Origin of the sequence: Nisaea denitrificans DSM 18348 (assembly GCF_000426505.1) — a bacterium.
GTDB lineage: Bacteria > Pseudomonadota > Alphaproteobacteria > Thalassobaculales > Thalassobaculaceae > Nisaea > Nisaea denitrificans.
Window position 1 is genome coordinate 1289477 of record NZ_AUFM01000011.1, and the last position, 25625, is coordinate 1315101.

Below are 25625 nucleotides of genomic sequence, written 5' to 3' on the forward strand. Positions count from 1 at the left end.
ACACTATGTCAAGCAAACCCTCCGTTGACCGGGCTGCACCAGCAGCCCGGTTTCCGCGTGATATGGTCATCGGTTTCTGTACCGTGGTCCTTTGCGCGGTCGCCTACTGGATCACCCTCAGCTTCGCCGACGCTCCGGCCGCTGTCGCCCAGAACGTGCAACCGGCAACCTTCCCCCGCCTGGTGATCTCGGTGATTGCCGTCCTTGCGCTCGCCCTCATGGTGATCTCGTTCCGCAAGGATTCACGTCCGGGCAAGTCGGTGCCGGCAATGGTCGCCATGACTGCCGCCATGATGCTTGCTTTCGTGGTCGCCTTCGAGGCCATCGGCTTCATCCTTGCCATGGCGTTGTTCTGTTTCTTCATGCCCGTGATCTGGGGCGAGCGGCGCTGGCACGCGGTCATTCCGTTTGCAGTGCTCTTCCCCGGAGCGATTTACGCGCTGTTCGCCTTTGGGCTCGGCGTGCATTTCGATGCCGGCATTCTCGGTTTCTAGCGTTCAGATTGGTTCGAACTGATGAATGCGTTTCTCACCGCCCTTGTGGCCTTTTCTGATCCCTACCTGATCACGGTTATCCTGATCGGGACCATAGGCGGCGTTCTGGTCGGCGCCATGCCCGGCCTGAGTTCCACGATGGCCACGGCACTGCTGTTGCCATTCACACTGACCATGGATCCGATCCCGGCGATTTCCCTGTTGAGTGCGCTTTATTGCGCCGGAACGTTCGGCGGATCGATCACAGCGATCCTCGTCAATGCCCCGGGTGCACCACCCGCAGCGGCGACAGCGTTCGACGGCTATCCCCTCGCCCAGAGAGGACAAGCCGGCATGGCTCTCGGCATGGCCGCGGTCAGCAGCGTGATCGGCGGGATCTTCAGCGTCGTCGTGCTCATCGTGGCGGCCCCCCTGCTCTCTCGGGTCGCCTATAATTTCGGCCCTCCCGAATATTTCGCCCTGTCTCTTTTCGGCCTTTCAATGCTGGCGACGATCAGCGGCGAGTCAGCCCTGAAGAACCTGATCGGCGGTGCCTTTGGCGTTCTGCTCGCCACGATCGGCATGGATTTCACCACTGGCGTGGACCGCTTCACCTTCGGCTACTGGGAGCTGTCGGAAGGCATTCACTTCATTCCGGTGATGATCGGCCTGTTCGCCGGCTGTGAGTTCCTGACGCAGGCGTCCAAGCTTAAGGAAGGCCGGGTGCGTGCCATCTTCGATGCGGTGAAGCTGCCCGGCTGGGCCGATTTCAAGCACTGCTTCGGCACGATCTGCCGGTCCTGCGGTATCGGCTCCTTCATCGGTCTACTTCCGGCCGAGGGCGGCACCGTTGCAGCCATGATCGGCTACAACGAGGCAAAGCGTTGGGCCAAGGACAAGAGCCAGTTCGGCAAGGGCGATCTCCGCGGCATTGCCGGTCCGGAAGCCGCCAATAACGCCGCGACCGGGGCTGCCATGGTGCCGACCCTGGCGCTCGGCATTCCCGGCAGCGCCACTACGGCGATCATCCTCGGCGCGCTGCTGGCGCATGGCCTGCGGCCCGGACCGCATCTCTTCACCGAGACACCGACCCTGCTTTACGCCATCTTCCTGTCGATGCTGATCGCGAACTTCGCCTTCGCCGCCTTTGGCTTCGCCGGTGCCAAACTGTTCGCACGCGTCACCCTGATCCCGACCGAGTTCCTCTGGCCCGCCGTTTTCGTGCTCGCCTCCATCGGTGCTTATGCCATGGACCAGTCGATCATGGATGTCTGGATCATGGTGCTGGCCGGCCTGTTCGGCTTCGTGCTGAAGCGCTACGGCTTCTCCGCGGCCCCGATCATCATGGGGCTGATCCTCGGCGAGCTCGTAGAAAACAGCCTTAAGCAGTCCCTGATCATCTTCGACCACAACTGGTTCCACTTCCTTGAGCGACCGATTGTGGTGACCTTCCTGGTCCTGACACTGACCTCGATGATCTGGCCCTTGGTCACTCTGTTCCGAACCAAAAGGCAGGAACGCAAGGCTGCTGACGCGGTCCAGAGCTAAACATTATCGTCTCGGGGCGGCTTCGGCCGCCCCGATGCATATCAGACCATGAGGCCCCCAGATGCGCATTACCCGGATACAGGCCAGCGTCCACCGCCCGGTTGCAGCAGGCGAGCAGGAAAGCAGGGCAACCTATGCCGGGACAGACGGTCCGGTCTTCCTCCGCTGCTGCATTGATACAGATGAAGGCATTTCAGGTAATGGCTTCACGGGACGCTTCCTCGCCGCCGAGGTCTCCCATTTCCTGAATCACGCGCTGTCTGAAGCGATTACCGGGGAAGATCCCCTCGGACCGGATCTCATGGCAACCATCGAACGGCGTTTCAATCCTCGTGCCATGACAGGCGTGGTCATCTCCGCCCTCTCCGCTCTTGAAATCGCCTTTACGGACATCCGGGCCCAGGCTGCCGGGAAAAGCATTGCCGCCCTGCTCGGCGGCAAGCGCAGCCGCGTTCCTGTGCATGTCACCTGCGGCTTGCCCCATCTCGACATCGACGCCCTGCAGGCAGCTTCCTCACTCGCTATCAAGGCCGGTGCAGCCGGTGTGAAGATCGTCATCGCAGCCAAAGGCCGCCCCTGGCAGGAGGACGCGGAACGCATTCTCGCCGTCCGCGAGGCCATCGGCCCGGATGCCGATCTCATCGCAGACGCCAATTGCGGGTTCGATCTCCTCACCGCCCGCAATTTAGCCTATGCGGTCTCGGATGCCCGCTTTTCTTGGCTGGAAGAACCCCTGCGCGACAACGATCCGCGCCGACTGGCGGAACTCACCGGCGAAATCGACTGTCCCGTCGGCGCCGGACAGATGGAGCAGTCGGAATACCGGTTTGAGCAACTTATCCGGCAGGGCGGCGTCTCCGTCATCCAGCCGAACGCCGTCTTCGCCGGCGGCTTCAGCAAAGCTCTCGACGTCATCCGCCTCGCCGGCCGCCACAACCGGGAGGTCTGCCCGGCAGGCGGCTGGGATTTCATCAATCTGCACCTGATGGCGGGCGCTCTGGAGCATGGAGCGATGGAATATCATGAAGGCCATGAGTCGATCATCCGCTGCATCAGCGGATCGACTTCTGTGCCAAGGGACGGCTATCTGACCGTACCTGATGCGCCAGGCCTCGGGATCACGATGGACGAGGACACTCTTCTGGCCGCCCGTATTTACTGATCCCGACATCCTTGACAGCCGCGGGCCCTTCTCGCATTTTCATCGTATGGGGCTCGCGAGCGCCTCGTGAGGCGACAGCCCAAGTTTCGCGTCCTTTGAACCCGCATTTTGGGAGGACGCGCCATGCCGTCACCAGATATAATTACAGTTTCCAAACTCGCCCGCCTTATCGGCACGCCAGAAGCACCGGTCGTCGTCGACGTCTGCGTCGATGATGATTTCAACGCCGACCCGCGTCTCATACCTGGGTCATTCAGGCATCCGTTTAACGACATTGAAGCGCTGGTGCCCCGGCTTCAGGACCACAGGGTGGTCGTCGTCTGCCGGAAAGGCCACAAACTCGGCCAGGGGGCAGCAGCCCTTCTCCGAACCAGCGGAATTGCCGCCGAAAGCCTGGACGGCGGTGTCGTAGCCTGGCACGAGGCCGGACAACCGGCGGTCCCGGCAGTGTCCATACCGCCACGCAGGAAATCCGGCGAAACTCTCTGGGTCACGCGCCATCGCCCGAAAGTCGACCGGCTTGCCTGCCCCTGGCTTATTCGCCGTTTCGTCGATCCCTCGGCACGTTTTCTTTTCGTTTCCCCGGCCGAAGTAATGGACGTCGCCGACAGGTTTGGGGCCACCCCGTTCGATGTCGAAGGTGTGTTCTGGAGCCATCGCGGCGAAGAGTGCAGCTTCGACACGATGGTCTCGGAATTCGGCCTTGAAACGGAACCGCTGAAACTGCTGGCAACTATCGTTCGCGCTGCGGATACCGATCGCCACGATCTGGCACCGCAGGCCGCCGGGCTGCTTGCCGCGTCACTTGGCCTGTCGCGCATGTACCGGGACGACCTGCGCCAGCTTGAAGCAGGCATGACGCTCTACGATGCCTTCTACCGGTGGTGCCGGGACGCGGTCGATGAGGGACATGACTGGCCGACCGCGAAGGTGAAGGCCTGAAGCCATGACCGACACATATACCGAAACCGTCGCGGCGGCGCGCAATGCCCCGTCGCTCGGTACCCTGTTCCAGGTCTTCCTGAAAATCGGCCTGCTGTCCTTCGGCGGTCCGGCAGCGCAAATAGCCCTGATGCACCGGCTGCTGGTGGAGGAGCTGAAATGGCTCACCGAGCAACAGTATCTGAATGCTCTGAGCTTCTGCATGCTACTGCCGGGCCCCGAAGCCATGCAGATCGCCACCTATGCCGGCTGGCGTCTTCGCGGCATAGCCGGCGGCCTGATTGGCGGCCTGCTTTTCGTCATACCAGGGGCCGTGCTGATCCTTGCCCTAGCGGCAATCTATGCCCTGTTCGGTCAGGTGCCGCTGATCGACAGCCTGTTCCTCGGGGTAAAATCGGCGGTTCTTCTGATCGTCGTCGAAGCTTTGCTGCGGGTCTCGAAACGGGCGCTGCGCGGGCGCGGTGACTGGATCGTTGCCGGCCTGGCCTTCGCAGGGATCTTCATCCTCGATCTGCCCTACCCGCTCATCGTTGGCGCCGCAGCCCTCTGGGGCTGGGCGGCAAGCGGCTCGGCCTCAGCGTCGGATACCACTGCCGCGCCGATTGGCCGCTCGTTCGGCGGAACCATGCTGACGGTTACCGTCTGGCTCGTTATCTGGTGGCTTCCGGTGTTGCTCGTCGCCCAATTCTCCGGGTTTCCGGTCCTGACCGATCTTGGCCTGTTCTTCTCCAAGCTCGCGGTGGTCACGTTCGGCGGCGCCTATGCCGTGCTGGCCTATATGGCACAGGACGTGGTCGGCACCTTCGGCTGGCTTAACGCGGGCGAAATGATGGACGGCCTCGGTCTCGCCGAGACCACGCCCGGCCCACTCATCCTGGTGACGGAGTTCGTCGGCTTCCTCGCCGCCTATCGTGACGGCGGCATCATGCTCGGAATAGCCGGGGCGGCCCTTACGCTCTGGGTCACCTTCGTGCCCTGCTTCCTCTGGATTTTCGCCGGCGCTCCCTATATCGACTGGATTTCGGCCCAGCCACGCCTCAAAGGCGCGCTTTCGGCCATTACCGCAGCGGTGGTCGGCGTGATCCTGAACCTGTCGCTCTGGTTCGGCCTGCATGTGATGTTCGGAACAGTTACACGGCAGGAAATCGGCCCGTTCACGCTCTGGCAACCCGAGCTTGCAACATTTGACTGGCGCGTAGCGGTACTGGCCGCTCTGAGCGGTCTGATGTTGCTGCGATGGCACTGGGGCATCGGCCGGGTACTGGCGATCTGCGCAGGACTCGCCTGGCTGATGGTGGACGGTCTGTGACACACTGAATTCTAACGGACCCGGGTGCATACGTGCCCGGGTTCAAACCCGAGAAATACTGAAATGACTTGGGGATATTTTGGTGGAGCCGAGGAGGATCGAACTCCCGACCTTCGCTTTGCGAACGCCAAGATATTTTGTTTCCCAAGGTTCTTTAGTGTTCCATGAATTCCCGAAATATATATTTTTCAATATGTTACTAGAAATCTGATTGCCGCAAAGTTTTAGCTCAGCAACAGACAGGCACTATGGCCGAGGCCTGTTCGATCGCGCGCCGCAACAAGGCACGGATCCGTCCGACCGCTCTGCCGAGACGTCGCTTCATGCCGTTGCCCTCCCGTTGTTTTCCGCGCTGTCGCGGGCGCGCTGACGGCGGACCGCAACCAGCTCCGCCATGATGGAAAGCGCGATTTCCTCCGGCTCGATGGCGTTGATGTCGAGTCCCGCCGGAGCCTTGAGCGCTTCCAATCGTGCCTCCGGCAGTCCGCGCTCCGCCAAGTGTGTGCGCATTACGTTCGCCTTGCGACGGCTGCCGACGAAGGAGACGAAACCGGCACCGCTGTCGAGCGCCCCCGCGAGTGCTTCGCGGTCGCGCTTGCCCTGCGTCGCGACAACGACGAAGTCGCGCGCCGCCAGATCCAACGCTTCGAACTCGAACCCCTCGTGTCGCACCACATCGACGGTGAATCCGGCGAGATCTTCTGCCAGCGCCGCCGCCGTCACCCGGTAGCCGAGGGTAACGGCGAGCCGCGCGAGAACGGTCGCGACCGAAGAGCCGCCGCAGATCACCAGCCGCGGCGCCTGTCGCATCGGTTCGATGAAGATGTCGACGGTACCGCCGCTCGGACAGCCGCTCTTGTGCAGCTCAACACCGTCGCGGTCGAGCCGCTCGACCACCTCGTCGCCGGGCTTCACCCGGATCAGGCGGGGCTCCCCCGCGTCGAGCACCGCTTCCGCGGAGCGGCGCACGGCGCCCTGCACGCAGCCGCCGCCGAGAAATCCCTTGATCGTCCCGTCCGCGAGCACCACCGCCTTCGCCCCGGCCTTGGCGCTGGTCGCGTTCTCGGTCCGCACCACGGTCGCAACGCAGAACTCCGCCTCCGCCTCCATCAGGGCCGCGATCGTGGTGAAAACGTCATCGTGCTGCCGTTCCATTCCTCCGTCTCCCTATAAGGCCGCCAGCTCGGGCTCGAGCGCGGCCAGCGCCTGGAGGCTGTTCGCAGCGGAAAAATGATCGATATGGGGCAGCGCCGCCGCCATGCCCCGCGCCACAGGTTCGTAGTCCTTCCAGCCGAGCAGCGGATTGAGCCAGACGATGCGGCGCGCGCGGGTTTTGAGCCGCTTCAGTTCTCGCGCCAGATGCTCCGGCGCTTCGGTATCGTAGCCGTCGCTCAGGATCACCACGACGGTCCGGCTGTCGATCGCCTGCTTGGCGTAGCGCGTGTTGAAATCCTCAAGCGCGCCGGCAATCCGTGTGCCGCCGCCGAAGCCTTCAATCATCAGAGAGAGCTTCGCCAGCGCCCGGAACGGGTCCTTGTCGGTAAGTGCGTCAGTCACCCGAACGAGACGGGTATGGAAAAGGTAGGCGTCGGCCCGCATCCAGCGGCAGAGCAGGCCGCGTACGAAGAGCAGGAAATACCGGCTGTAGAGCTTCATCGAGCCGGAAACGTCGAGCAGTATCACGATGCGCACGGGACGGTCCGGCCGCGTCCGTTTCAGCAGATCCACCGGCTCGCCTCCATGGGCGATGTTGCGCCGGATGGTGCGCCGGAGGTCGAGACCGCGCCCCCGTGCAGAAGGCTTGCGGCGTCGGCTGAGACGGTACCGCATCGCGCTCGCCAAACTCTCCGCCACCCGTTCCGCCTCGGCGATATCCTCTTTCGCCGAGATCTCGCGCAGATCGGTCTTGAACAGGCTGTCACGCCGGTCGGCGGCAATCCGGTGCGGCGCGGAGGGAGCTTCCGCATCCTCCTCGCCGTCGCTGGCGTTTGTCGCCTGCGCCGCCCCGCCGATCGGACGCCCTGCCCGATCTTCCGGCGGCAGCACCTTGTCCCAGAGCGCCGGGCGTGCCCGTTTCGGCGTGCTGGTATTCTCCCCCCGCAGGATATTCGCGCGCCTCACACCCTCGCCGAACCAATAGGCCCGGAACAGCGTGTCGAACCGCTCCCAGTCCTCCCGGTTGCCGCAAAGCGCGACCTTGAGCGCCGCCTGTACGCCGTCCGGTGTCGGCCTGTCGAGGCGCCTGACGATGTCGAGCGACAGGGCCGTCTCAGACGGACCGAGAGTGAAGCCGTTCAGCCGGAGATGGGCGATGAAGCCCCGCATCCGCTCCCGCGGTCCCGGGGGCTCCGGCAGGGCGCCATTCTCGCCGGGCTCCGCCATCGTCACGCGACCTTTCCCATCAGGCGTTGGGTAACTTCCGGTGCGATCGCGCGCTGGTCCGCCTCTGTCTTCAGCAAACAGATGAGGCTCGCCTGCAGGAGATCGAGATTGTCCTCGAGTTTCTCCACCTTGAGACCAACAAGCGCCGTCGCCCAGTCCAGCGTCTCGGCAATGCCTGGCACCTTCTCCAGCTCCTCGCGGCGGAGTTGCTGCACGAAGCCGACGATCCGCCGTGCGAGTTCGTCGTCGATCTCCGGCATCCGCGCGGCAAGGATAGCCCGCTCCTTCTCCGCGTCCGGATAATCGACCCAGGAATAGAGGCAGCGCCGGCGGAGCGCGTCGGAGAGCGCCCGGGTGCCGTTCGAGGTCAGGACCACATGCGGGATCGAGACCGCTTCGATGGTGCCAAGTTCCGGGATCGTCACCTGATAGTCGGCCAGCAGTTCCAGCAGAAAGGCCTCGAACTCCTCGTCCGCGCGGTCGATCTCGTCGATCAGCAGGACCGGCGGCTCGAGCTGGCTGATCGCTTCCAGCAGCGGTCGCCGCAGGAGGTATTCCTCGGAGAAAATATGGTTCTCCAGGGTCTCTGCAGAGTCCGCCCCTTCGGTTGCCTCGCGGGCCCGGATGGACAGCAGCTGGCGCTGATAGTTCCACTCGTAGAGCGTCGCGTTCGCATCCAGCCCTTCGTAGCACTGCAACCGGATCAGCCGGGTGCCGAGCAGCTTCGCCAGCGCCCGCGCGATGTCGGTCTTGCCGACGCCCGCCTCGCCCTCCAGCAGCAGCGGACGGTGAATCTCGGTCGCAAGCGTCAGCGCCATCGCGAGGCTTTCCTCCGCGATGTAACCGGCTTCTGCGAGTTTTGCCTGTAGCTCTTTGTAATCTCTCATGGTTTGAAAACCCGGACCGGACGACGCATGGGTTGCCGCCCGGCCCGGAGGTGGGTTTCTAGGCCGTGATGCCGAGCCGCTCGGCCGTCTTCCACACCCGCCAGTGATCATGCGGCATTTGCGTGTGGGTTAGACCGAGATGGGCGAAGGCATCGTTGACGGCGTTGGAGAAAGCCGAGACGCCGCCGACATTCGGCGACTCCCCGACACCCTTCGCACCGATCGGGTGGTGCGGCGACGGCGTGACGGTGAAATCGGTCTCCCAGACCGGCGTTTCAACCGCCGTCGGCAGGAAGAAGTCCATCAGGCTCGCGCCCTTCACGTTCCCCATTTCGTCGTAGGAGATCTCCTGGCCCATGGCGATGGCAAGGGCTTCCGTCAGGCCGCCATGCACCTGTCCCTCGATGATCATCGGATTGATCCGGGTGCCGCAATCGTCCAGCGCGTAGAAGCGGCGGATGTCGGTCACACCGGTATCGACGTCGATGTCGACGACGCAGACATAGGCCCCGAAGGGATAGGTCATGTTCGGCGGATCGTAGTAGCTGACGGCCTCCAGACCCGGCTCCAGACCCGGCGGGACGTTGTTGTAGGCGGCGAAAGCGACTTCGGCCATGGTCTTGAAACGTTCCGGCGCGCCCTTGACCACGAACCGGTCGACGTCGAACTCGACGTCGTCGTCATGCACCTCGAGCAGCCAGGCGGCGATCATCTGCGCCTTGGCCTTGATCTTCCGGCCCGCCATCGCCGTCGCCGCGCCGGCGACCGGCGTCGAGCGGGAACCGTAGGTCCCGAGGCCATAAGGCGCGGTGTCCGTATCGCCTTCCTCGACCGTGATCTGGTCCGCAGGGATGCCGATCTCGGAGGCCAGGATCTGGGCGAAGGTCGTAGCATGACCCTGCCCCTGGCTTATGGTCCCGAGCCGGGCAATCGCGCTGCCGGTCGGATGCACCCGGATCTCGCAGCTGTCGAACATCCCGAGCCCGAGAATGTCGCAGTTCTTGATCGGACCAGCACCGACGATCTCGGTGAAGAACCCGACGCCGACCCCCACCAGGGAGCGGGTCTCGCCGCGCGCGAAGGCCTCGCGGTTGGCTTTCTGCTCGTCCCGGAGCGCCTTGTACTTGACCGTCTCCAGCGCCTTTTCCATCGCGGTATGGTAGTCGCCGCTGTCGTACTCCCAGCCGAGCGCCGAGGTGTATGGGAACTGCTCTTTCTTGATGAAGTTCTTTATCCTGAGCTCCGCCGGATCCATCTCCAGCTTGCGGGCGAGCACATCCATCATCCGCTCGATGAAATAGGATGCCTCCGTCACCCGGAAGGAACACCTGTACGCGACGCCGCCCGGCGCCTTGTTGGTATAGACGCCGTCGACCGATACGTGGGCGACGGGGATATCGTAGGAGCCGGTGCAGATGTTGAAGAAACCGGCCGGGAACTTGGTCGGGTCCGCGCAGGCGTCGAAGCCGCCATGGTCCGCGAGCACGTGGCACTTGAGCCCGGTGATCCGCCCATCCCTGGTCGCGGATATTTCCCCCGTCATGTGGTAGTCGCGGGCAAAGGCCGTCGATTGCAGGTTCTCGATCCGGTCCTCGATCCACTTCACCGGGACGCCGAGCACGATCGAGGCGACGACGGAGCAGATATAGCCGGGATAGACGCCGACCTTGTTGCCGAAGCCGCCGCCGATATCCGGTGAGATCACGCGGATCTTGTGCTCCGGAATTGTGGAGATCAGCGAGGCCACGGTACGCACCGCATGCGGCGCCTGGAAGGTACCCCAGAGGGTGAGATGGCCGTTTACCTTGTCCATGCTAGCGACGCAGCCAGCGGTCTCCAGCGGGCAAGGATGGACACGCTGGTAGGTGATCTTCTCCTTGGCCACGATTTCGGCATCGGCCAGTGCCCTTTCGGTGCCGTCCTGATCGCCGACTTCCCAGGTGAAGATATGGTTGTGGTGACGGCGGGGCCCGTGCGCCCCTTCGGTCTTGCCTTCGAGATCCTCGCGCAGGACCGGTGCATCGGCGTCCATCGCCTTGAACGGATCGACCAGAACCGGCAGTTCCTCGTACTCGACCTCGACCAGCTCGGCCGCATCGGACGCCGCATAACGGTCGTCGGCGACGACGAAGGCCACTTCCTGGCCCTGGAACAGGACCTTGCCGTCGGCGAGCACCATCTGCACGTCACCGGCGAGCGTCGGCATCCATGCGAGATTGACCGGCTTCAGGTCATCCGCGGTGAGCACCGCCTTGACCCCCGGCACGGCCAGCGCCGCTTCCTTGTTCACCGACTTGATACGGGCATGGGCATATGGCGAGCGGACGAAATCGCCGAACAGCATGCCCGGCAACTTGATGTCGTCGACATAGTTTCCCTTGCCCTGCACGAAGCGGGCATCCTCGACCCTGCGGCGGGAGGTGCCCATGCCTTTCAGGTTCTGTTTACGTTCCTCGACGCTGGCGACTTCGGCGTTCATTGCGCAGCCTCCTTGCTCGCGTTCAACTCGTCCGACGCGGCCTGGATGGCCTTGACGATGTTTTGGTAACCGGTGCAGCGGCAGAGATTTCCGGAGATGCCGTAGCGGATTTCCTCCTCGCTCGGGTTCGGGTTTTCCTGCAGCAGCCTGTATGCTCTCGTGATCATGCCCGGGGTGCAGAAGCCACATTGCAGGCCGTGATGCTCGCGGAAGGCTTCCTGCAGCGCGTGCAGGGTGCCGTCGGCATTCGCAATACCCTCGATCGTGGTCACCTCCGCGCCGTTCGACTGGGCGACGAAGACGGTGCAGGATTTCACCGACTTGCCATTCAGATCGACGGTACAGGCGCCGCAATGGCTGGTCTCGCAGCCGATATGCGGGCCGGTAAGGCTAAGCTGCTCGCGCAGGAAATGGATCAGCAGGGTGCGCGGCTCGGCGAGGCCTTCGACCTCGGCGCCGTTGACGTTCATTTTGACATGCATCTTTGACATCAGTCGGCTCTCCCTCAACCGGCGTTCTTCTGGGCGCGGGCGATAGCCCGGCGCACCATGATACCGGCGACATGGGTCCGGAAATCGGCCGGCCCTCGTCCATCGCTCGTGGGTTCAGTGATCTCCTCGGCGAGGCGCACCGCCGTGTCGACTGCGTCCGCCCCGAGATCAGTTCCGACGAGCGCGCCTGCCGCCGCTTCCGCATAGAGCGGCGTCGACGCTACATTGGTGAGCGCGATCGATGCCGAGATACAGCGCCCGCTTTCCACGGTCAGGATAACGGCGGCCGCGGCTGTCGCGTAGTCACCGATCTTGCGCTTCTGTTTCTCGTAGGCGGAGCCGTGGCCCACGGCCGGAGTCGGAATCCGGATCTGGGTCAAAACCTCGTTTTCCTCGAGTTCGGTGAAGTAGGCGGCTTCGTAATAGTCCCGGGCGGCGATGTCCCGGCTGCCGTTAGGGCCAACCGCACGGAACCGCGCGCCGAGCGCCTGCATGATCGCCGGCATGTCATTGCCGGGATCACCGTTCGCGACATTGCCCCCGATCGTGCCGCAATAGCGCACCTGCGGATCGGCGATCAGCGCCGCCGCTTCCGGGATGATCGGACATTTGGCCGCGAGCAGGTCGGAGGTCAACACCTCGTGCTGGGTTGTCAGCGCGCCAATGACGAGCTCGCCTCCCTCTTCCGAGATGCCATGCAGACTATCGATGGCCTGCAGGTCGACGATGTGCGACGGCACCGCCATGCGCAATTTCATCATCGGTATCAGACTGTGACCGCCCGCGAGCAGGCGCGCCTCGTCACCATGCTCGTTCAGCAAGGCGATGGCACCGTCGACGGATTCCGGGCGATGATATTCGAATGATCCTGGGATCATTGTGGCTACCCTCCCTCAAGGACTGCGGCTCTATTGGCCTCGTTGCCGGTTTGCCGGCACTTGAGGGACAGCATGAATACACGGCGGCGGATGCACAGATGGCTATGCGCCCCGGGCGCCTCACTTGCACGAATGGCGAAATAGCTGCACGAACTGCAGCGGCTACTGACGGCGGGGTTACAGTCCCAGCGCCTTGCGCACGTCGCCCATATGGGACCGGCTGACCGGTATCGCCTCGCGGCTCTGCCCGGCGACCAGCACGAAGGCCTTGTCCTTCTGCCGCTCGAAACCCGCCGCATGCTCCATATTGAGCAGGAAGCTCCGGTGCGTGCGCAGGAAGGCGGTGCCTTTCAGCACCCCTTCCAGCTTGGACAGTGACCACGGGCAGAAGACATGCGCCGCGCCGTCATAGATCTCGGTGTAGTGACCGTCGGCCCTGATGGACCGGATGTTGTCCGGAGTCAGGAAGTAGGTCGTGTTGTTGCGTTCATAAGGAATACGGATCCGGCCGAGCGGTCCGGTCGGCATCGGGCGGGCCTGTTGCGCCGCGACCTCGTCGGATGCAGACAGGCCGGCAAGAGCGGAAGCGTCTTCTCTCGTCTCGTCCGTTTCCGGCGCCGTCGTATCGCGGACCGGGAGAGGGCCGTCCATCGGAAGCGCGGAAAGCAGGAACAAACCGCAGACGACAAAGGCGGCGACCGCGACCACCAAGGCCAGATAGGTATCGGGCAGCATCGGGCCCTCCACCAGTATGGTGGTCGCGGTACGGCTGAAGGCGGTAGATGCCATGGCCGAATAGTGCATGCTGGATATCGTGACCCCCAGCACCAGCGCGCCCAGACTGAGCTGCATCAGGGTGCGCTTCTTGTAAGCGAGCGCCAGCGCACAGGTCGAGGACAGGACCGCAATCATGGTCGGCAGCACGAAGCCGAACGGGCTGTAGCTGACGATGCAGCTCCCCGTCAGGGCCTCCATGCCCACATAATGCATCGCCACGATGCCGCATCCGATGAGAGTTCCCGCCGCAACGGTCTTGGAAAGCGAACGGGTGCCCAGATGCATCAGGGCAAGGCCTGCGCCCGTGATCAGGATCGCGATCAGCACGGAGCCGAGCGTATAGAGCAGGTCGTAGGCCACCGGCACCGGCAGGCGCAGGGCCAGCATGCCGACGAAATGCATCGACCAGATCCCGCCGCCGATCGCCATCGCCGCTTTCGCGAGCTGTGCCTTGCGGGTCGCACTGTCAACATGGCGCAATCCGATCAGCAGCCGCAGCCCGGTAAAGGACGCCATCGCCGCGACCGCCACCGACGCCACAACCAGAAGCGGATCATATGAGACGATCATTTCGCCACCACCCGCAAACTCCTCCCTAAATCGAGCCGGTTTACCAGCTTCTTCGTTCACTCATTCAGTGTAACAAACATCGACGCATTTAAGGAAGGCGAGCGGCACTCACCGCAGCGGTGGTCGGCGTAATCCTGAACCTGTCGCTCTGGTTTGGCCTGCATGTGATGTTCGGGGAAGTCACGAGGCAGGAAATCGGCCCCTTCACGCTTTGGCAGCCCGAGCTTGCAACATTCGACTGGCGCGTGGCGGTGCTCACCGCACTGAATGGGTTTCTGTTGCTGCGATGGCACTGGAGCATCGGTCGGGTATTGGCGATCTGCGCGGGGCTCGCCAGGCTGATGGTCGATGGTTTGTGACACGCCAAATTCTAACGAACCCGGGTGCATACGTGCCCGGGCTCAAACCCGAAAAATACTGAAATGAATTGGGGGGAGATTTTGGTGGAGCCGAGGAGGATCGAACTCCCGACCTTCGCATTGCGAACGCGACGCTCTCCCAGCTGAGCTACGGCCCCACCGAAGCCGGGCAATCACGTGCTCCGGCGCGATGCAGACAGATAAAAGAAGCAACAATTCATTGCAAGGGCAAAGCACCTCTGATCCAGGGCTTTGCATATGGCTCTACCCCTCCCATATAAGCAGGGTTAAAATCAGCAGCGCCAAGCGCTTGCCCATCGCGCAGCCGGACGGTACGGTCCGTGGCGCCGAACATCCCTGAAGGACGGAAACTCGCACATGCTGTCGTTGCTGAATCTCGTTAGTACAGTCATCCAGCTCTATATTTACGCGCTTTTCATCTTCATCATTATGGGATGGCTGGTGCAGTTCAACGTGATCAATTCGCAGAACCGGTTTGTCTATCTTGTGATGGATTTCCTCTATCGCGTGACCGAGCCGCTGCTGCGCCCGATCCGGAACGTCCTGCCTAACCTCGGCGGCCTTGATATCTCGCCGATTGTCCTGGTCCTGGGCTTGAGTTTTCTACGCAGCCTGATGTGGGAATATTTCGGCTAGGACTCCGCACCTGATGACCGCATGGCCCTTCGAGACGGTTGCGGAAGGGCTGCGTTTACATGTCCGCCTGACGCCCAATGCATCGCGTGATGCCATCGGCGGTGTCGCGATGGATGCTGAACAGGTCGCATGGCTGACAGCCACGGTCACCTCCGTTCCGGAGAATGGCCGCGCCAACAAGGCCCTGATCAAAATGCTGTCGAAAAGCTGGAAGCTTCCGAAAAGCAGCATTGATGTCCGGTCCGGCGCGACGCAGCGGCGCAAGACCCTGCTGATCGCCGGAGACGGAGCGGCCCTCGCGGCACAATTGGAAGACTGGCTCGCGCAACAAGCGCCCGGCTAATAGAGAGTTCGGGCAATAGAGGGAAACACCCCATGGGCACTGCCGCACTGATCGACGGAAAAGCCTTCGCGGCCGGGCTGCGGGACCGCATCGGCGCCGCCATCGCGGATCTGAAATCCAAACACGGCGCCGTCCCCGGCCTTGCCGTGGTGTTGGTGGGCGAAGACCCGGCGAGCCAGGTCTATGTCCGCAACAAAGGCAAGCAGACGATCGAGAGCGGCATGGCCTCGTTCGAGCACAAGCTCGACGCATCGACCAGTCAGGATACTCTGCTGAAACTGATCGCCGACCTGAATGCCGATCCGGCAGTTGATGGCATCCTGGTGCAGCTTCCCCTGCCCGATCATATTGATGCCCAGGCCGTACTCGACACTATCGCGCCGGAAAAGGACGTCGACGGCTTCCACGTGATCAATGCCGGCCGTCTGGCCACCGGCGGCGATGCGCTGGTGCCCTGCACCCCGCTCGGCTGCTTGCTGCTGCTGCGCGACCAGTTGGGCGACCTGACCGGCAAACATGCCGTCATCGTCGGTCGCTCCAACATTGTCGGCAAGCCGATGGCCGCCCTGCTCCTGCGCGAGAGCTGCACCGTCACTGTTACCCATTCCCGGACAAAGGACCTGCCAGCGGAATGCCGCCGGGCCGATATTCTGGTGGCTGCCGTCGGGCGTCCGGAGATGGTCAAGGGAGACTGGGTGAAGCCGGGCGCGACCGTGATCGACGTCGGCATCAACCGGATCGACGCGCCTGAGAAAGGCGAGGGCAAGACCCGGCTGGTCGGCGATGTCGATTTCGCCAGCGCCTCCGAAGTCGCAGGCGCCATCACCCCGGTGCCGGGAGGCGTCGGCCCGATGACCATTGCCTGTCTGCTCCGCAATACAGTTGAAGCTGCCTGCCGCCGCCGCGGCTGGGATATGCCGGCACTCTGATTCGGACCTTGTTGGCTCAGGTATTGGGTTTGGCCGCGTAGCGGATCACGCCCTTCGCCTCGGCCAGCGGAACTGGCTTCCCTTTCCGCAGTGCCACCAGCACGCCCTCGGCCTCCAGCACCACGGCGACCCGCTCAATTTGCCGTAACAGCGCCCGCCAGGCCGGTTTCGGTCCACCCGGATCGCCGCCCGCCGCCGCGCCAATCTGGTTCGGGGACAGCCGACCGTCTCCCACAGCGGAGCCAAGCATCTCCCGCATCAGTTTTTTCAGGCTTTCGTCATCCATCTTTGCTTCCCGACCGGCTACACTTATATGGCCTGTGATGACCTGAAACCGGCTACCCGTCCACCTCAAGAGTCGGGCGCCGCGGAGAACAACTGCTTTGGGGAGCGGTATGACTGGAAGCCTGGACGCACTCTTCGCCGCCGTCGTGGCCTTTGTCGGCGGGCATTTCCTGCTCGGCTGGCCGAGCATCCGCTTGGCCCTGATCGAACAGATCGGCACCAACCGGTTCCGCGGCCTGTTCTCCCTCGCCGCCGGCGTTGCCATGGTCTGGATGGTTCTCGCCTACGGCGATGCGCCCTATGTCACGGTCTGGGAGCCGCCGCTCTGGACCCGCTGGATCCCGAATGTCGTGATGCCGCTCGCCGCGATCCTGCTGGTCTGCGGCTACAATCCGTTCAGCCCGACAGCCATGATGGCCGAAGAGGATTTCGACGACCCCCATCTGGTGCGCGGCATCCTGACGGTGACCCGCCACCCGGTCATGATGGCCATCGGCCTCTGGGCGCTGGCGCACCTGACCGTGCGCGGCGATGCCGCCTCAATGCTGCTGTTCGGCGGCATGGCCGTGCTGGCTTTCGGCGGCATGGTCAAGATCGACACCAAGAAGCGGGCCGAGTTCGGCGCCAAATGGGCACCGTTTGAGCTAACCACCTCCGTGCTGCCGTTCCGGGCAATCCTTGAAGGCCGGACAAAGCTCGACTGGAAGGGTATCGGCTGGCTTCGCTTCGGCGGCGGGCTCGTGCTTTGGGCTGTGCTGCATGGCGCCCACCCCTATATCGTAGGAGTGAGCGCTATACCGATGTAAACATGGCTTCCGGCCCGATCACCCGACCTCGTATTTGCCACGCGTCAGCAGGAGCAGGAGCGTGAACATCACCGGCACGGCGCAAAGCGCCGGAATGATGATCCCCGGATAGCCGAACAGGACCGCCGACAGGATCCAGAGCAGCCCGCAATTGATGAGGAAATAGGTGAAGACCGACTCGCCTCCCGTTCGCAAATCACGAACCATCCAGCCGACGAACGGAACAGAGTAGAAAAGGTTCAGCATTATCAAAATCCTCGATAGGTGGCCATTTCGGCTTATCGCCGTCAGGCCACTTGCCTAATCGAAAATGCTGCGTCGCAGCAATGTGCGATTTTGACGCTGGTCAGTTTTGTCGCGGCGTGCCGAGCGCGACCGCAATTCCCGCACCGAGACGGGCATTGGCCCGAACCAGCGCGATATTCGTCGTCAAGCTGGCGCCGCCGGTCGCGGCCCGGATCTGCGACAGAAGATACGGCGTCACCTGTTTGCCCGATGCGCCGGTCCGTTTCGCCTCGAACAGGGCGTCGTCGATGATCCGCTCCATTGTCGCCCGGTCGAGGGCATGCTCTTCCAGCACCGGGTTGGCGATCAGCATGCCGGTATCGAGGCCCAGATCCCGTCCGGCACGCCAGGCGGCGGCAATCTCTTCGGGGCTGTCGAGGCGCAGCGGCACACGCAACCCGCTGGCGCGGCAGAAGAAGGCCGGGAATTCGTCTGTGCCATAGCCAATCACCGGCACGCCTTTCGTTTCCAGGACCTCCAGTGTTTTCGGCAGATCGAGAATGGATTTCGCTCCGGCCGAGACCACCATCACCGGAGTTCGGGCCAACTCATCCAGATCGGCGGAAATATCGAAATCCAGTTCGGCCCCGCGATGCACACCGCCGATCCCGCCGGTCGCAAAGACCTCGATCCCGGCCCTGGTAGCGAGGATCATGGTGGCGGCGACCGTGGTCCCGCCGGTCCAGCTCTTAGAGAGCGCCACACCAAGATCGCGGCGGGAGAGCTTCACCGCATCGTCCATGGAACAAAGCCGAACCAGATCCGGTGTCGACAGTCCTATACGAGCGGTCCCGTCCAGCACGGCGATAGTCGCGGGCACAGCTCCCGCGCTGCGGATTTCCGCCTCGATCTCCTGGCCAATATGGAGATTGTCCGGTTTCGGCAGGCCGTGAGTGAGAATGGTGCTTTCAAGCGCGACGACGGGACGGCCGTCGGACAAGGCCGTTTCAACCTCTTCTGAGAAGATTAAACCGGTCACAATCTCTCCCTTCGTCATCCCGGACCCGATCCGGGATCCACGGATCATAGAGCGACAAATGCTATCCGTGGATCCCGATTTTCATCGGGATGACAACCGGGGGCAAGATGCCCGCGGGAGAGAGTTATCCCTGCAGCATCTTGTTCAGACGCAGGCGCAGCGCGTTCAGCTTGATGAAGCCGGCAGCGTCCTTGTGATCGTAGGTGCCGGAGCCTTCCTCGAAGGTCACGATATCCTCGGAATAGAGGCTGCGATCCGCCTTCCGGCCGGTGCAGGTGACGTTGCCCTTGTAGAGCTTCATCCGCACGGTACCGGTGACGTTGCGCTGGCTGTGATCGATCGCGGCCTGCATCATCTCGCGCTCCGGCGAGAACCAGAAGCCGTTATAGATCAGCTCCGCATAGCGCGGCATCATCTCGTCCTTCAGATGCGCCATGCCGCGGTCGAGCGTCAGGCTTTCCATCGCCCGGTGGGCATGGTGCATGATGGTGCCGCCCGGGGTCTCGTAGACACCACGGTTCTTCATGCCGACGAACCGGTTCTCCACCAGATCAAGCCTGCCGATGCCGTTGGCCCCGCCATACTCGTTCAGCGCGGTCAGCAGGGTCGCCGGCGACATCCGCTCACCGTTGATCGCAACCGGGTCACCATGCTCGAAATCGATCTCAATGTCGGTCGCCTTGTCCGGCGCATTTTCCGGCGAGACGGTGCGCTGGAAGACATATTCTTCCGGGCTCTTCCACGGATCTTCCAGCACCTTGCCCTCGGAGGAGGAGTGCAGCAGGTTCGCGTCGACCGAGAACGGCGCTTCGCCGCGCTTGTCCTTGGCGATCGGAATCTGGTGTTTCTCGGCAAACTCGATCAGCTTGGTGCGCGAGGTCAGGTCCCATTCGCGCCACGGCGCGATGATCTTGATGTCCGGCTGCAGCGCGTAATAGCTGAGCTCGAAACGGACCTGGTCGTTGCCTTTGCCAGTCGCGCCGTGGGAGACGGTATCGGCGCCAACTTCCTGGGCAATTTCGATCTGACGCTTGGAAATCAGCGGCCGGGCGATCGAGGTGCCAAGCAGATAGGTGCCTTCATAGAGCGCGTTGGCGCGGAACATCGGGAAAACATAGTCGCGCACGAATTCCTCGCGCAGATCCTCGACATAGATTTCCTTGATGCCCATCATCCGGGCCTTCTCACGCGCCGGCTCGACATCTTCTCCCTGCCCCAGATCGGCTGTAAAGGTGACAACCTCGCAATTGTAGGTGTCCTGCAGCCAGCGCAGGATTACGGAGGTATCGAGGCCGCCGGAATAGGCCAGCACAACTTTTTTGACGCTCTCGGACATGGGTTCGCCTTGACGATAGAGGGCCCGGCGGGGCCCGTGAAACACAAGCGGGGCGCGGCTAAGAGGCCGCTGCACCACCAACGGCGCGGGAGTATAGGCAAACTGTCATGATCGGCAAGGAAAAGGCCGACCCAAAGACGCGGCATTGTGACCTGAAACCCGGAAATTTTGCCCTATATCAGAGAATGAGCGATGCTGTGAGCAAAGGGAGCTGATTTATGAGCACGGAACGAGAAACCGCCCTCCTCGCCGGAGGTTGCTTCTGGGGCATGCAGGACCTGATCCGCAGGCACCCGGGCGTCACCATGACCCGCGTCGGCTATACCGGTGGCTCGGTTGCCAACCCGACCTATGACGACCTGAAGACCGGCAAAAGCGGCCATGCGGAATCCATCCAGATCCAGTTCGATCCGGCGGAGACAAGCTACCGCGATATCCTGGCGCTGTTCTTCCAGATCCATGACCCGACCACAGCAGACCGCCAGGGCAACGACCGCGGCCCGCAATACCGCTCCGCGATCTTTTACCTGTCGGAGGATCAGAAGAAGGTGGCCGAGGACACCATCGCCGATGTCGAGGCCTCCGGCCTGTGGCCCGGCAAGGTAGTGACGGAAGTCACCCCTGCAGGCGACTTCTGGGAGGCCGAACCCGCACACCAGGATTACCTCCTCCGCGTCCCGCACGGCTACACCTGCCACTTTCCGCGCCCGAACTGGGTCCTGCCGAAGCGGTCAGCGAGCATGGCGGCGGGGGAATAATCCTACGCCGACCGTCTACGGTTGACAGCACACCAAGGATGAGATGCAGAATCAAAAAAGGCCGCTCCGAAGAGCGGCCTTTTCCGTAATTGTCTGATCCCGGTTTAACGGGAGTAGAATTCGACCACGAGGTTCGGTTCCATGTGAACCGGGTACGGGACGTCTTCCAGCTTCGGGACCCGGGTGAAGGTGCCGCGCTTCTTGTCGAGGTCGACATCCATGTAATCCGGAATGTCACGCTCGTTGGAAGCGGCCGCTTCGATCACCATCGGCATCTCGCGAGACTTTTCCTTGAGCTCAACGACATCGCCTTCCTTGACCATGTAGGACGGAATGTTGACGCGCTTGCCATTCACCATCACGTGGTTGTGGCTGACGGCCTGACGTGCGGCGAACACGGTCGGCACGAATTTCATGCGGTAGACAACGGCGTCCAGGCGGCACTCCAGAATACCAACGAGGTTTTCGCCGGTATCACCGCGGCGCCGGACCGCTTCTGCAAAATACTTACGGAACTGCTTCTCGCCGATATTGCCGTAGTAGCCTTTCAGCTTCTGCTTCGCCATGAGCTGAATACCGAAGTCGGACGGCTTCCGGCGGCGCTGACCGTGCTGGCCCGGGCCATATTCGCGGTCATTGAACGGAGACTTCGCGCGGCCCCAGAGATTGACGCCAAGGCGCCGGTCAATTTTATGCTTCGAGTTAAGGCGCTTGCCCATAACCCATCTCCTTTAGTTTTCTTCATTTTGTCCCGATAGTGCCCATGACTTTAGAGAGCCTTGGGCCGGGGACCGACGGCTTATCCGCCTGCCCCACGTTCTCGGGAATTGAGGCGCGCACTATAAGGATCGCGGCCCTCAAGTCAAGCACCGGAACGGATGGTTTAACTAGGCGGTGCACTGCGGGATTGAACCGGATAAAACGCAGCACGTTATAAGCATAATCGAGCAACGCAGCCAAAGAAGGATATCAGCGCATGGACTGGATTCTGGACCCCGCGATCTGGGCAAGCCTCGCCACCCTGACAGCGCTGGAAATCATTCTCGGGATCGATAACATTATCTTCGTCTCGATCGTCGCCGAGACCCTGCCTGAATCCCAGCGGCCCATGGCCCGGCGGATCGGCCTCGGGCTGGCGCTTATCCTGCGGCTGGTGATGCTCTCGGCGCTCGCCTGGATAGTCGGCCTGACGGCACCGCTGGCGGAAATCCAGGGCTTCACGCTGTCCTGGCGCGATCTCATCCTGCTGCTCGGCGGGCTGTTCCTGCTCTACAAGGGCACGCACGAAATTCACAACTCGGTCGAGGGCGAAAATGGAGAGACAAAGGCAAAGGTCAGCGCCGGGTTCGCGGGCGTGATCGGCCAGATCATCGTGCTCGACCTCGTCTTCTCCATCGATTCCGTGATTACCGCCGTCGGCATGGTTGACGATCTGGGCGTCATGATCGCCGCCGTCGTCATTGCCATGGCCGTGATGATTGTTGCAGCCGGTCCGATCGCCAGCTTTATCGAGAAGCATCCGACGACAAAAATGCTCGCACTCAGCTTCCTGATGCTGGTCGGTGTGGCGCTGGTTGCCGACGGACTGCACTTCCACATTCCGCGCGGCTATATCTACTTCGCTGTGTTCTTCTCTGCCGCAGTGGAAGTGCTCAACCTGGTGGCGCGCGCACAAAGGAAGAAGGCGGAAGGCTGAGCTCTGGGCGAGCTATCACTGCGAGGCGAGCGGTCAGCCCTTTTTCCGCACCTTGTTCTTCAGCAGCGTGCTGACCACGCCATGCATCGTTCGCACGTCCTGATCCGTCATTTGAGCGCGATTGAAGATATTGCGGATGTTGCGGCGGATGGTCGGCGCGAGGGTTTCCGGAAACAGGAAGCCCCCCTCGTACAGCTCGTCTTCCAGGCGGTTCAGGAAATACTCCCTGTCCTCGACGCTGGCGGGGTCGCTTTGGCCGCTCAGGATAACATCGGGGGTCTCGTCCCCCGCCTGATACCATTCGTAGCCCAGCAGCAAGACCGCCTGTGCGAGGTTGAGCGACGAGAAGGCCGGGTTCAGCGGTACATGCACGATGGCATCGGCCAGAGCCACCTCGTCATTCTCCAGCCCTGACCGCTCCGGCCCGAACAAGAGACCGCCCCGATGGCCGCTGCCGATATGGCGCTTCATTTCCGCCGCACCCGCACGGGGCGTAAAGGCGCGCTTCACCTGATCCCGGCTCCTGGCCGTGGTTGCCAAAACCAGCTTGAGATCGGCAATCGCGTCTTTCGTGGTATCGAAGACTTTGACATTTTCCAGGACTGTGACGGCGCCGGCCGCCATGGATTCCGCCTTCGGGTTCGGCCAACCGTCACGCGGAGCCACCAGCCGCATCTCTTCAAGCCCGCAATTCAGCATGGCCCGCGCGGCGGCACCGATATTCTCTCCCAATTGTGGGCGCACGAGAATGACAACCGGCGCATCCGCATCACCGCGGGCGCCCGCCTTGCTCTTATCTGTTCCAGCCATGGCTCAGGCGTCGACCTTCGCGGTGGTTCCGGATTTGAGCAGCCGGTAGTTCAGGCTGTCGGAAAGCGCCATGATTGACGCGTCGATGATATTGGCTGAGACGCCGACCGTTCGCCACGTGGTGCCGTCCGGCGCGGCGCTTTCGATCATCACCCGGGTCACCGCGTCCGTACCGTCGCTGTTCGGCGGCGGCGGAAGGATACGCACCTTGTAGTCCATCAGCTTCACGTCATCGATGTTCCGGTAAGCGGTGCTCAGAGCCTTGCGAATGGCAAGATCGAGCGCGTTGACGGGACCATTACCGACCGCGACTTCGTGCAGGCGCTGACCGGCGACCACGACGGTGGCTGTCGCCTCGGACTCGATCACCGTCTGCCCCTTCGCATTGAAGCGGCGTTCATCCATCACCCGGAAGCGCTCGATGGAGAAGTAATCAGGCACAGACTCAACAGTCCTGCGCGCCAGCAATTCAAAACTGGCCTCGGCGGTGTCGAAGGAATAGCCGAGGAATTCCTTCTCTTTCACATCCTCGACCAGACGCTGGATCTTCGGATTTTTCGGGTCGATCTCGACCCCGATCTCGGCAAAGCGGGCAAGAATGTTCGAGCGCCCCGCCTGATCAGAGACCAGAATATGGCGCTGGTTCCCTACCAGCTCCGGATCGATATGCTCATAAGTCTTCGGATCTTTCTGGACCGCCGAAACATGCAGGCCGCCCTTATGGGCAAAGGCCGCGTCACCGACAAAGGCCGCATGCGGGTTCGGCGACCGGTTCAGACGGTCATCCAGCATCCGTGACAGCTTCTTCAGCTGCGTCATTCCCTTGGCGTCGACCCCGGTCTCGTAGTTCATCTTGAGGCCGAGGATCGCTGTCAGGGTCACGATGTTCGCATTACCGCAGCGCTCACCCAGACCGTTGATCGTGCCCTGCACCTGCCGCGCTCCGGCGCGAACAGCCGCCAGCGTATTGGCCACCGCATTCTCCGTGTCGTTATGCGTGTGGATGCCGATATGACTGCCAGGCACCACCTTGATGACATCCGTGACGATCTGCTCGACCTCATGCGGCAGCGCGCCGCCATTGGTGTCGCAAAGCACGACCCAGCGCGCACCGGATTCATAGGCTGCCGTTACGCAGGACAGTGCATATTCCGGATTGGCCTTGTAGCCGTCGAAGAAATGCTCGCAATCGAACATAGGCTCGAAACCGCGCTTGATCGCCAGGGCCATGCTGTCGCGGATCATCTGGACGTTTTCGTCCCGTTCGATCTCAAGGGCGACATCGACGTGAAAGTCCCATGTCTTGCCAACCAGACACGCCGCACCCGCTTTCGAGCCGAGCACGCCGGCAAGCCCCGGATCATTCTCCGCACTGCGCCCGGGACGCCGCGTCATCCCGAAAGCAACAAGGGTTGCCCGCTCCAGTTTTGGCGGATCGGCGAAAAACCGGTCATCGGTGGGATTGGCGCCCGGCCAGCCCCCCTCGACGTAATCGATCCCTATCTCGTCCAGAGCGCGCGCAATCGCAATCTTGTCCGCCGGCGTAAAATCAACACCGCGGGTTTGCTGTCCGTCTCTGAGTGTCGTGTCGAAAAGATAGATACGATTGTCCGTCATGGGCCCGATCCTGTTATGCGTGACGGTGTTTTAGCATTGCCGCGATGGCTGGCACAAAGGCATTAGCCCGGCAGGACTGAACAACGACCTCAACAGGTGACGACGATGGCTCATGATTGGTGAACCAACCTCGGAAACCAGCCCTAACTTTATTGAATTTAATTGGCGTTTTAACTTAAAATTATTCATATCTCGCTATGAGCACACCTACCAGTTCAGACCCTCTGCAACCTAGTGAGTGCACCATTGCGAGACGACAATTTCATTTACGCTTCCCTTGCCCCCGCCGATCCCAGATTGCAGAGGTTACTGCCGGATCCGCGCGGCTACACCTTGCACAACTACGCGATTTCCGCCGTCCGCAATGCAGACCTAGACAGCAACCATTTCATCCATCCGCAGCACCGCTGTCTGGTGGACTGGTTCAAATCGAAATACCGCGATGACATCAACGGGGTTTTCTACAAACGGTTTGATCCGCTCGACGTCAAGCCAGCGCTCGGGACAATTGTCGTATTGGAGCCGACGGACAATTACGCGAATTACCGCTATCGGCTTTACGGCTCACAGGTGGTCGATACCTATGGCGCCGATCTCACCGGTCGCACCAGCGCGGAACTTAATACAGAATCGACGCGTAATGTGCGGCCGCAATATCAGGCGGCCGCGCGCAACAACATCACTGTCTATACCGAGCACGACAAGGATCGGGCTCATGAGCTGGACAAGATCGCCCGCTGGGACCGCTGGTCCCGCCTGATCCTTCCGCTCGTCGACGAGGACGCGACGGTGAAACGAATTCTCGTGAGCATGGTGGCCACCGAGATCCCCTTCAACAGCGTCTGAGACCAGGCTAGGGCATAACAG

The 25625-nt window shown here is 62.2% G+C and carries 27 protein-coding genes and 1 tRNA gene; 13 read left to right on the forward strand and 15 right to left on the reverse strand.

The features are described from left to right. Nucleotides 1-5: 5 nt before the first annotated feature. From K328_RS0107005 to chrA, 5 genes are all read left to right on the forward strand, one after another. Nucleotides 6-494 (forward strand): tripartite tricarboxylate transporter TctB family protein, encoded by a 489-nt coding sequence (locus tag K328_RS0107005; RefSeq protein ID WP_028465365.1) that lies wholly within the window; start codon nucleotides 6-8, stop codon nucleotides 492-494. A 21-nt stretch (nucleotides 495-515) separates the two neighbouring features. Further along, entirely contained in the window at nucleotides 516-2021 is a 1506-nt protein-coding gene (locus K328_RS0107010; RefSeq protein WP_028465366.1) for a tripartite tricarboxylate transporter permease, read from the forward strand. A 61-nt stretch (nucleotides 2022-2082) separates the two neighbouring features. After that, nucleotides 2083-3183 carry a mandelate racemase/muconate lactonizing enzyme family protein gene (locus K328_RS0107015; RefSeq protein WP_028465367.1) on the forward strand — a complete coding sequence of 367 codons (1101 nt, stop codon included), beginning with the start codon at nucleotides 2083-2085 and terminating at the stop codon, nucleotides 3181-3183. A gap of 123 nt (nucleotides 3184-3306) precedes the next feature. Further along, entirely contained in the window at nucleotides 3307-4125 is an 819-nt protein-coding gene (locus tag K328_RS0107020; RefSeq protein WP_028465368.1) for a chromate resistance protein ChrB domain-containing protein, read from the forward strand. A gap of 4 nt (nucleotides 4126-4129) precedes the next feature. Continuing rightward, nucleotides 4130-5434 (forward strand): chromate efflux transporter, encoded by a 1305-nt coding sequence (gene chrA / locus K328_RS0107025; protein ID WP_028465369.1) that lies wholly within the window; start codon nucleotides 4130-4132, stop codon nucleotides 5432-5434. A 321-nt stretch (nucleotides 5435-5755) separates the two neighbouring features. Here the strand turns inward: chrA and K328_RS0107030 are convergent, their stop codons facing one another. From K328_RS0107030 to K328_RS0107060, 7 genes are all read right to left on the reverse strand, one after another. Then, nucleotides 5756-6589: an XdhC family protein gene (locus K328_RS0107030; protein ID WP_036553221.1), complete on the reverse strand. Its 834-nt coding sequence runs from the start codon at nucleotides 6587-6589 to the stop codon at nucleotides 5756-5758. A 12-nt stretch (nucleotides 6590-6601) separates the two neighbouring features. Next, nucleotides 6602-7816 (reverse strand): vWA domain-containing protein, encoded by a 1215-nt coding sequence (locus K328_RS0107035; protein ID WP_051284611.1) that lies wholly within the window; start codon nucleotides 7814-7816, stop codon nucleotides 6602-6604. 2 nt (nucleotides 7817-7818) lie between these two features. Beyond that, nucleotides 7819-8703: an AAA family ATPase gene (locus tag K328_RS0107040; protein ID WP_028465372.1), complete on the reverse strand. Its 885-nt coding sequence runs from the start codon at nucleotides 8701-8703 to the stop codon at nucleotides 7819-7821. Between the two features lie 58 nt (nucleotides 8704-8761). Beyond that, nucleotides 8762-11182, reverse strand: coding sequence for an aerobic carbon-monoxide dehydrogenase large subunit (locus K328_RS0107045; protein WP_028465373.1), 2421 nt, complete (start codon nucleotides 11180-11182; stop codon nucleotides 8762-8764). Then, nucleotides 11179-11673: a (2Fe-2S)-binding protein gene (locus tag K328_RS0107050; protein WP_028465374.1), complete on the reverse strand. Its 495-nt coding sequence runs from the start codon at nucleotides 11671-11673 to the stop codon at nucleotides 11179-11181. Before K328_RS0107050 ends, K328_RS0107045 begins: the two co-directional genes overlap by 4 nt. 14 nt (nucleotides 11674-11687) lie before the next feature. Then, a complete protein-coding gene (locus K328_RS0107055) occupies nucleotides 11688-12551 on the reverse strand; it encodes an FAD binding domain-containing protein (RefSeq protein WP_028465375.1) in 864 nt (287 codons plus the stop codon). A gap of 177 nt (nucleotides 12552-12728) precedes the next feature. Then, complete coding sequence (locus tag K328_RS0107060) at nucleotides 12729-13898, reverse strand: MHYT domain-containing protein (RefSeq protein WP_028465376.1); 1170 nt, start codon at nucleotides 13896-13898, stop codon at nucleotides 12729-12731. Nucleotides 13899-14017: 119 nt separating this feature from the next. Here K328_RS0107060 and K328_RS0107065 point away from each other — a divergent pair, with 119 nt between their 5' ends. Continuing rightward, on the forward strand, nucleotides 14018-14257 hold the full coding sequence (locus K328_RS0107065; protein ID WP_028465377.1) for a hypothetical protein: 240 nt from the start codon (nucleotides 14018-14020) through the stop codon (nucleotides 14255-14257). 82 nt (nucleotides 14258-14339) lie between these two features. Here the strand turns inward: K328_RS0107065 and K328_RS0107070 are convergent. Further along, nucleotides 14340-14415 (reverse strand) — tRNA-Ala (locus K328_RS0107070). A gap of 220 nt (nucleotides 14416-14635) precedes the next feature. On the opposite strand from K328_RS0107070, the gene K328_RS0107075 reads away from it, so the two are divergent. Genes K328_RS0107075 through folD form a run of 3 tightly spaced genes read left to right on the forward strand, consistent with a single transcriptional unit; the run spans nucleotide 14636 to nucleotide 16186 of the window. Then, nucleotides 14636-14914 (forward strand): YggT family protein, encoded by a 279-nt coding sequence (locus tag K328_RS0107075; protein WP_028465378.1) that lies wholly within the window; start codon nucleotides 14636-14638, stop codon nucleotides 14912-14914. Between the two features lie 13 nt (nucleotides 14915-14927). Further along, a complete protein-coding gene (locus tag K328_RS0107080) occupies nucleotides 14928-15257 on the forward strand; it encodes a DUF167 family protein (protein WP_028465379.1) in 330 nt (109 codons plus the stop codon). 32 nt (nucleotides 15258-15289) lie between these two features. Further along, nucleotides 15290-16186 (forward strand): bifunctional methylenetetrahydrofolate dehydrogenase/methenyltetrahydrofolate cyclohydrolase FolD, encoded by an 897-nt coding sequence (gene folD, locus K328_RS0107085; RefSeq protein ID WP_028465380.1) that lies wholly within the window; start codon nucleotides 15290-15292, stop codon nucleotides 16184-16186. A gap of 16 nt (nucleotides 16187-16202) precedes the next feature. On the opposite strand, the gene K328_RS26850 is transcribed toward folD, so the two are convergent. Next, complete coding sequence (locus K328_RS26850; protein WP_028465381.1) at nucleotides 16203-16472, reverse strand: DUF3253 domain-containing protein; 270 nt, start codon at nucleotides 16470-16472, stop codon at nucleotides 16203-16205. Between the two features lie 109 nt (nucleotides 16473-16581). On the opposite strand from K328_RS26850, the gene K328_RS0107095 reads away from it, so the two are divergent. Further along, a complete protein-coding gene (locus K328_RS0107095) occupies nucleotides 16582-17277 on the forward strand; it encodes an NnrU family protein (RefSeq protein WP_028465382.1) in 696 nt (231 codons plus the stop codon). 18 nt (nucleotides 17278-17295) lie between these two features. On the opposite strand, the gene K328_RS0107100 is transcribed toward K328_RS0107095, so the two are convergent. The 3 genes from K328_RS0107100 to K328_RS0107110 all read right to left on the reverse strand — a co-directional run bounded on the left by K328_RS0107100 (nucleotide 17296) and on the right by K328_RS0107110 (nucleotide 19877). Further along, a complete protein-coding gene (locus K328_RS0107100; RefSeq protein WP_036553222.1) occupies nucleotides 17296-17523 on the reverse strand; it encodes a hypothetical protein in 228 nt (75 codons plus the stop codon). Nucleotides 17524-17623: 100 nt separating this feature from the next. Beyond that, nucleotides 17624-18541, reverse strand: coding sequence for a pseudouridine-5'-phosphate glycosidase (locus tag K328_RS0107105; RefSeq protein ID WP_342665265.1), 918 nt, complete (start codon nucleotides 18539-18541; stop codon nucleotides 17624-17626). Between the two features lie 124 nt (nucleotides 18542-18665). Next, entirely contained in the window at nucleotides 18666-19877 is a 1212-nt protein-coding gene (locus K328_RS0107110; RefSeq protein WP_028465385.1) for an argininosuccinate synthase, read from the reverse strand. Nucleotides 19878-20095: 218 nt separating this feature from the next. Here K328_RS0107110 and msrA point away from each other — a divergent pair, with 218 nt between their 5' ends. Then, a complete protein-coding gene (gene msrA, locus K328_RS0107115; protein WP_028465386.1) occupies nucleotides 20096-20635 on the forward strand; it encodes a peptide-methionine (S)-S-oxide reductase MsrA in 540 nt (179 codons plus the stop codon). Nucleotides 20636-20739: 104 nt separating this feature from the next. Here msrA and rpsD read toward each other — a convergent pair whose 3' ends face one another. Then, nucleotides 20740-21354, reverse strand: coding sequence for a 30S ribosomal protein S4 (rpsD, locus tag K328_RS0107120; RefSeq protein ID WP_028465387.1), 615 nt, complete (start codon nucleotides 21352-21354; stop codon nucleotides 20740-20742). Nucleotides 21355-21611: 257 nt separating this feature from the next. On the opposite strand from rpsD, the gene K328_RS0107125 reads away from it, so the two are divergent. Further along, nucleotides 21612-22331, forward strand: a complete 720-nt coding sequence (locus tag K328_RS0107125) for a TerC family protein (protein WP_028465388.1) — start codon at nucleotides 21612-21614, stop codon at nucleotides 22329-22331. A gap of 33 nt (nucleotides 22332-22364) precedes the next feature. On the opposite strand, the gene K328_RS0107130 is transcribed toward K328_RS0107125, so the two are convergent. Together K328_RS0107130 and cimA are read right to left on the reverse strand one after the other, a co-directional pair. Beyond that, on the reverse strand, nucleotides 22365-23141 hold the full coding sequence (locus K328_RS0107130; RefSeq protein ID WP_028465389.1) for an RNA methyltransferase: 777 nt from the start codon (nucleotides 23139-23141) through the stop codon (nucleotides 22365-22367). Nucleotides 23142-23144: 3 nt separating this feature from the next. Continuing rightward, the gene (gene cimA, locus K328_RS0107135) at nucleotides 23145-24758 is read right to left on the reverse strand and encodes a citramalate synthase (protein WP_028465390.1); all 1614 of its coding nucleotides are present in this window, start codon (nucleotides 24756-24758) and stop codon (nucleotides 23145-23147) included. 246 nt (nucleotides 24759-25004) lie between these two features. On the opposite strand from cimA, the gene K328_RS0107140 reads away from it, so the two are divergent. Then, nucleotides 25005-25604, forward strand: a complete 600-nt coding sequence (locus K328_RS0107140) for a PAS domain-containing protein (RefSeq protein ID WP_028465391.1) — start codon at nucleotides 25005-25007, stop codon at nucleotides 25602-25604. Nucleotides 25605-25625: the final 21 nt, after the last annotated feature.

Excerpts from the sequence above, each read along its gene's own strand:
- K328_RS0107060 (WP_028465376.1), bottom strand. The coding sequence starts at position 13,898 with ATGATCGTCTCATATGATCCGCTTCTGGTTGTGGCGTCGGTGGCGGTC.
- K328_RS0107005 (WP_028465365.1), top strand. The coding sequence starts at position 6 with ATGTCAAGCAAACCCTCCGTTGACCGGGCTGCACCAGCAGCCCGGTTT.
- folD (WP_028465380.1), top strand. The coding sequence starts at position 15,290 with ATGGGCACTGCCGCACTGATCGACGGAAAAGCCTTCGCGGCCGGGCTG.
- K328_RS0107100 (WP_036553222.1), bottom strand. The coding sequence starts at position 17,523 with ATGCTGAACCTTTTCTACTCTGTTCCGTTCGTCGGCTGGATGGTTCGT.
- K328_RS26850 (WP_028465381.1), bottom strand. The coding sequence starts at position 16,472 with ATGGATGACGAAAGCCTGAAAAAACTGATGCGGGAGATGCTTGGCTCC.
- K328_RS0107035 (WP_051284611.1), bottom strand. The coding sequence starts at position 7,816 with ATGGCGGAGCCCGGCGAGAATGGCGCCCTGCCGGAGCCCCCGGGACCG.
- K328_RS0107010 (WP_028465366.1), top strand. The coding sequence starts at position 516 with ATGAATGCGTTTCTCACCGCCCTTGTGGCCTTTTCTGATCCCTACCTG.
- K328_RS0107080 (WP_028465379.1), top strand. The coding sequence starts at position 14,928 with ATGACCGCATGGCCCTTCGAGACGGTTGCGGAAGGGCTGCGTTTACAT.
- msrA (WP_028465386.1), top strand. The coding sequence starts at position 20,096 with ATGAGCACGGAACGAGAAACCGCCCTCCTCGCCGGAGGTTGCTTCTGG.
- K328_RS0107020 (WP_028465368.1), top strand. The coding sequence starts at position 3,307 with ATGCCGTCACCAGATATAATTACAGTTTCCAAACTCGCCCGCCTTATC.
- K328_RS0107015 (WP_028465367.1), top strand. The coding sequence starts at position 2,083 with ATGCGCATTACCCGGATACAGGCCAGCGTCCACCGCCCGGTTGCAGCA.
- K328_RS0107125 (WP_028465388.1), top strand. The coding sequence starts at position 21,612 with ATGGACTGGATTCTGGACCCCGCGATCTGGGCAAGCCTCGCCACCCTG.
- cimA (WP_028465390.1), bottom strand. The coding sequence starts at position 24,758 with ATGACGGACAATCGTATCTATCTTTTCGACACGACACTCAGAGACGGA.
- K328_RS0107130 (WP_028465389.1), bottom strand. The coding sequence starts at position 23,141 with ATGGCTGGAACAGATAAGAGCAAGGCGGGCGCCCGCGGTGATGCGGAT.
- K328_RS0107055 (WP_028465375.1), bottom strand. The coding sequence starts at position 12,551 with ATGATCCCAGGATCATTCGAATATCATCGCCCGGAATCCGTCGACGGT.
- K328_RS0107030 (WP_036553221.1), bottom strand. The coding sequence starts at position 6,589 with ATGGAACGGCAGCACGATGACGTTTTCACCACGATCGCGGCCCTGATG.
- K328_RS0107050 (WP_028465374.1), bottom strand. The coding sequence starts at position 11,673 with ATGTCAAAGATGCATGTCAAAATGAACGTCAACGGCGCCGAGGTCGAA.
- K328_RS0107110 (WP_028465385.1), bottom strand. The coding sequence starts at position 19,877 with ATGTCCGAGAGCGTCAAAAAAGTTGTGCTGGCCTATTCCGGCGGCCTC.
- chrA (WP_028465369.1), top strand. The coding sequence starts at position 4,130 with ATGACCGACACATATACCGAAACCGTCGCGGCGGCGCGCAATGCCCCG.
- K328_RS0107045 (WP_028465373.1), bottom strand. The coding sequence starts at position 11,182 with ATGAACGCCGAAGTCGCCAGCGTCGAGGAACGTAAACAGAACCTGAAA.
- K328_RS0107095 (WP_028465382.1), top strand. The coding sequence starts at position 16,582 with ATGACTGGAAGCCTGGACGCACTCTTCGCCGCCGTCGTGGCCTTTGTC.
- K328_RS0107040 (WP_028465372.1), bottom strand. The coding sequence starts at position 8,703 with ATGAGAGATTACAAAGAGCTACAGGCAAAACTCGCAGAAGCCGGTTAC.
- K328_RS0107075 (WP_028465378.1), top strand. The coding sequence starts at position 14,636 with ATGCTGTCGTTGCTGAATCTCGTTAGTACAGTCATCCAGCTCTATATT.
- rpsD (WP_028465387.1), bottom strand. The coding sequence starts at position 21,354 with ATGGGCAAGCGCCTTAACTCGAAGCATAAAATTGACCGGCGCCTTGGC.